Annotated in this window: 1 protein-coding gene; it reads right to left on the reverse strand. The window is 64.2% G+C overall.

The window, feature by feature from the left end:
- The coding region (locus K289_RS0140430) for a hypothetical protein (RefSeq protein WP_027556498.1) at window positions 1-5,031 on the reverse strand (5,031 nt) is incomplete at both ends.

Here is a 5,031-nt window from a genome sequence, read left to right on the forward strand (position 1 = left end):
CCGGTGGTGCCGTAGTAGCCGGCGGCAATGCCCTGGGGCTGCGAACCACTGGGGTTGAGAGTCGTGCCCGAATTGATGGTGGCGTTGTTGGTGACCGTGATCACGCTGTTGGCGCCGGTCCCGATCGATGTCGCGAAGCTGACGAGGCTGATACCTGCGCCACCGGAATTGATGGTGTTGCCGGCGTCCGTCAGCGTCGTCATGCTGCCGGTGCCGTAACTTTCGTCGCGGATGCCGAACTGCACGGTTGCGCTTACGGCGCCCGCCTCGATCGAGTCGTTGCCACTACCATGATTGACGACATAGATGCCATCGAGCCCGCCGCTGACACTGCCGGTCGCGGTGACGTTGATGTTGCCGGTGTTGGCCGCGTCGAGGTTCTCGGCGAACACGCCGATCGAGCCGGTGCCCTGCCCGGTCACGCTGCCGGTCGCATTGACGGTGATGCTGCCGATCCCGGTGATGTTCTGCTCGGCGATCACGCCGTTGCCAGCCTGGCCGGTCACGCTCCCACTCGGGCTGACCACGATGTCGCCAACCCCATTCTGGACCACGTTGATGCCATTCACCGCGCCGGAGATGGCCCCCCCGGGCGTGACGATGACATTGGCCTGGCTGCCGACCGCACCGGCCGCCGAGGTGAAGTCGATACCGTCGCCCGCGGAGGTCGTGACGCTGCCCTGGCCGGTGATCGTGAAATTGCCGGAGTTTGCCGCGGAGCCAGCGATCGTTCCGGTGAAGCCCGGCGCGTTGTCGAGCTTCAGCGTATCGTTGCCACCGCCAAAGAAGAAGTTCTCGGCGCCGGACCCGGCGAGTTCGAGCGTGCCGCCGTTGTTGATGTTGAGCATCCCCGATCCGCTCAGGGCACCTGTGATGTGCAGGAGGCCGTTTGCAGCGATGTTGCCATCGTTGACGACGTTGCCGTTGATCACGCCGGCACCGCCGATACCGGCGGAGCTGCCGATATGAATGGCATTTGCAATGGTCGACGTGCCCGTTCCGATCACGATGGCGCCGCCATTGTTGACGTTCAACGACGCCGTGCTGTTGGTATTGCCAAGACCCATCCCGCCGACGGAGACGACGGAGAACGCGCCCGACGCCGTGACGCTTCCCTCATCATCGATGAAGCTGGCTTGCAAGGTCGCACCGGCATTGTTGTTGAATGCGCCGGTGAAGCCGCCCGTCGAGTTGGTGTAAAGGTTGCCGTAGATCTGTCCGTTGTTGTTGACGATGACAGCCGCCCCACCGTTCTCGGTGAGGGCCGCCGTCGACGTCGCCGTCGCCAGCCCGATCGTGCCGGAGTTGTTGATCGTCACGGTGCCGAATGGGTTCTCAGAGACGTTGATCGCGGATTTATTGGCCGCGCCGACAATCGTCCCGGTATTGGTGATGCTGACCGAGCCCGTCGCGCTGGCGCTGGCCTGTTGGACGTTGATGCCGGAGTTCGCAGTGGCGGTGATCTGACCGTCGTTCTCGACGGTGATTGAGCCACCCAGGGCGGCGCCGGTGAAGATGCCGGTGCCGCCGGTCAGGAAACCGCCGTTGGTCACGCTGATGTTGCCGCCGGCAAACGTATTGGCATTGATACCGTTGGCCTGGGCGCCGCTGCTGGCCCCCGTGATCGATGAAATCGCACCGGTGGTGACCGTCACATTGCCGGCGCCGTAATTGTAGGCGTTGATGCCGGAGCCGGCCGCAGCCACGATCGTCGCGTCGCTCTGCACCAGCACGTTGCCCGCGACGGCGCCATTGGCCGAGTTCGAGCCGTTGGGGGAGTAGCCGGCAACGATGCCGCCGGGCGTCGAACCGTTCGGCGTCAGGAGCGTTCCGGAATGGATCGTGCCATGGGCGATCACGGTCACGCTGCTGGTGGCGTCGTCCGTGCCCGACTGGCTCTGCGCGTTGATGCCCGAGCTGCCGCCGGTGATCTGGTCACCAGCCGAAGTCGTCACGCTGACGCGGCCGACCCCGTTGACGAATGCCTGGATGCCGAAGATCGAGCCGCCGGAAACCGTAGAGTTGGCCCCGACATTAACGGCGACACTGCCGCTGCCCTTGCTGTTGTTAAAGGCGCCGATGCCGTATTGCGCGCCGGAGACCGAGGTATTGGCCCCGTCATTCACGGTCACATTGCCGTTGCCGTAATTGTAGCCGTCGAGGCCGTAGCCCGCCGCAGCCGTGACGTTGCCGTTGTTGTTGATGGTGACGGTGCCGTTGATGGCGGTGTTGGCCGTCCCGTTGTTGCCGTAGTAGCCGGCGGCAATGCCCTGCGGCTGAGAGCCACTGGGATTGAGAGTCGTGCCCGAATTGATGGTGGAATTGTTGGTGACGGTGATCGTGCTGTTGGCAGTCGCTAACAGCGATGTCGCGTAATCGATGACGGCAATACCTGCGCCGCCGGAATGGATGGTGCTGCCGGGGTCCATCACCACCGATGTGCTGCCGGATCCATATTGTTCGGTGCGAATGCCGAACTGCACCGTCGCGGCTACGGCTCCGCCCGCCTCGACCGAAATATTGCCGTTGCCCTTGTTGACGACATCGATGCCGTCAAACGCGCCGCTGGCGCCGCCGGTCGAAGTCACGTTGATGTTGCCGGCATTGGCCGCGTTGAGGTTCTCGGCGAGCAGGCCCATCGTGCCTGCGCCCTGCCCGGTTACACTGCCGGTCGCGTTGACGGTGACGTTGCCGGTCCCGGTGGTGCTCTGCTCCGCAATCAAGCCGTCGCCGGCGCGCCCGGTCACGCTCGCACCCGGGTCGACCGTGACGTCGCCAACACCGTTCTGGACTGCGTTGATGCCGTTCACCGCACCGCTGATCGTCCCGCTGGTCGTGACGATGACATTGGCCTGGCTGCCGACCGCGCCTCCCCCCGAAGTGAAGTCGATCGCGTCGCCCGCAGCCGTCGTGACGTTGCCCTGGCCGGCTATGGTGAAGTTGCCGGAGTTTCCGGAAGATCCCGCGATCGTTCCGGTGAAGCCCAATGCGTTGTCGAGCATCAGGGTGCCGTTACCGCCCGTGAAGAACACGTTCTCGGCGCCGGATCCGGCGAGCTCGAGCGTCCCGCCGTCGTTGATATTGATCGTTCCCGATCCACCCAGGATGCCCGTAATGTTCAGCAATCCGACCGCAGTGAGATTGCCGTCGTCAACGACGTTGCCGTTGATCTTGCCGGCGCCGCCCAGCGAAGTTGCGCTACCGATATGAAGGGCACCCGCGATGGTCGAAGTTCCGGGGCCGATATCGACGGCGCCGCCGTTCGTGATGGTCACTGTCGTCGAACCGGACCCCAGCGACATGCTTTGGGCGGTCACGACTGAACCCGCGCCGTCGACGGTCAGCGATCCGGCGCTCCCGGCGTTGTTCGACAAGGACAGGAAGCCGGTCGTGATCGTACCGCCGTTCTTGACGGTGGCGTTGGCCGTGCCGCTATTGGCGATGGTCAGGCCCTGGGTTGAATTGAGGGTGGCATTATCGACGGTCAGCGTGTCGGTGACATCGGCATCGAAATTATACGCGACGCCCATATTGGTGGTCGTCACCACGGCTTGGTTGGATACCGTCAGCGAGGCGGTACCGTCATTGCCGACCGTGATGTTCTGGAATTGTCCGGACGTCGTGTTGAGCGTGGAGCCCGGGCCGGTCACGGTGACGGTACCATGGCTGCCGGCCAAATTGGCGATGTTGAGGAAACTGGCAGTCAGGGCGGCATCTGCTGCGACGGTCAGATTGCCGGTGCCACTGTTGCCGACCGTCATTCCGATCGAGGTCCCGACCAGTACGATAGTCGAATCTGCACCTGACGCGGTGATGCTTCCCTCGTCATCGAGGAAGCCGGTGAGCCAGGTCGCGCCGGCGTTGTTGTTGAACGTGCCTGTGAAGCCGCCGGTCGAGTTGGTGTAGACGTTGCCGTCGATCTGCCCATTGTTGTTGATGGTGACGGTAGAGCCGCCGGTCTCGGTGATGGCCGGCGTCGAGCCCGCTGTCGCCACTGATCCGATGGTGCCGGAGTTGGTGATCGTCACCGTTCCGGCGGCGTTCTCCGCGACGTTGATCGCGGATCTATTAGCCGCACCGACAACCGTCCCGGTGTTGATGATGGTGACCGAGCCGGTCGCCCCGGCACTTGCCTGTTGGGCGTTGATGCCGGAGTTCGCGGTGGCGGTGATCTGACCGTCATTCTCGATGGTGATGGAGCCACCATGGTTGGTGCTCGAGAAGATGCCGGTTCCCCCGGTCAGGAAGCCGCCGTTGGTGACACTGACATTGCCGCCATCAAGCGCGTTGGCGTTGATGCCATTGGCCTGGTTGCCGCTGGTCGCGCCCGTGATCGATGACGTGGCACCGGTGGTGACCGTCACATTGCCGGCGCCATAATTGTAGGCGTTGATGCCGGAGCCGGCCGCAGCCACGATCGTGGCGTCGCTCTGCACCAGCACGTTGCCCGCGACGGCGCCGTTGGCCGAGTTCGAGCCGTTGGGGGAGTAGCCGGCGACGATGCCGCCGGGCGTCGAGCCATTCGGCGTCAGGAGCGTTCCGGAATGGATCGTCCCGTGGGCGATCACGCTCACGCTGCTGGTGGCGTCGTCCGTGCCCGACTGGCTCTGCGCGTTGATGCCCGAGCTGCCGCCGGTGATGTAGTCGCCTGCCGAAGTCGTCACGCTGACGCTGCCGACCCCGTTGACGAATGCCTGGATGCCGAAGATCGAGCCGCCCGAGATCGTCGCATTGGCCCCGACATTGACGGCGACGCTACCGGTCCCCTTGCTGTTACCGAAGGCGCCGATGCCGTATTGCGCGCCGGAGACGGAGGTGCCGGCGGCCTCGTTCACGGTTACATTGCCGTTGCCGTAATTGTAGGCGTTGATGCCGTAACCCGCCGCGGCCGTGACGTTGCCGTTGTTGTTGACGGTGACAGTGCCGTTGACGTTGCTATTGGCGATGCCGACGGTGCCCGGACCGCCGGTGGTGCCGTAGTAGCCGGCGGCAATGCCCTGGGGCTGCGAACCACTGGGGTTGAGAGTCGTG

Source organism: Bradyrhizobium sp. Cp5.3 (genome assembly GCF_000426265.1).
Lineage (GTDB): Bacteria > Pseudomonadota > Alphaproteobacteria > Rhizobiales > Xanthobacteraceae > Bradyrhizobium > Bradyrhizobium neotropicale.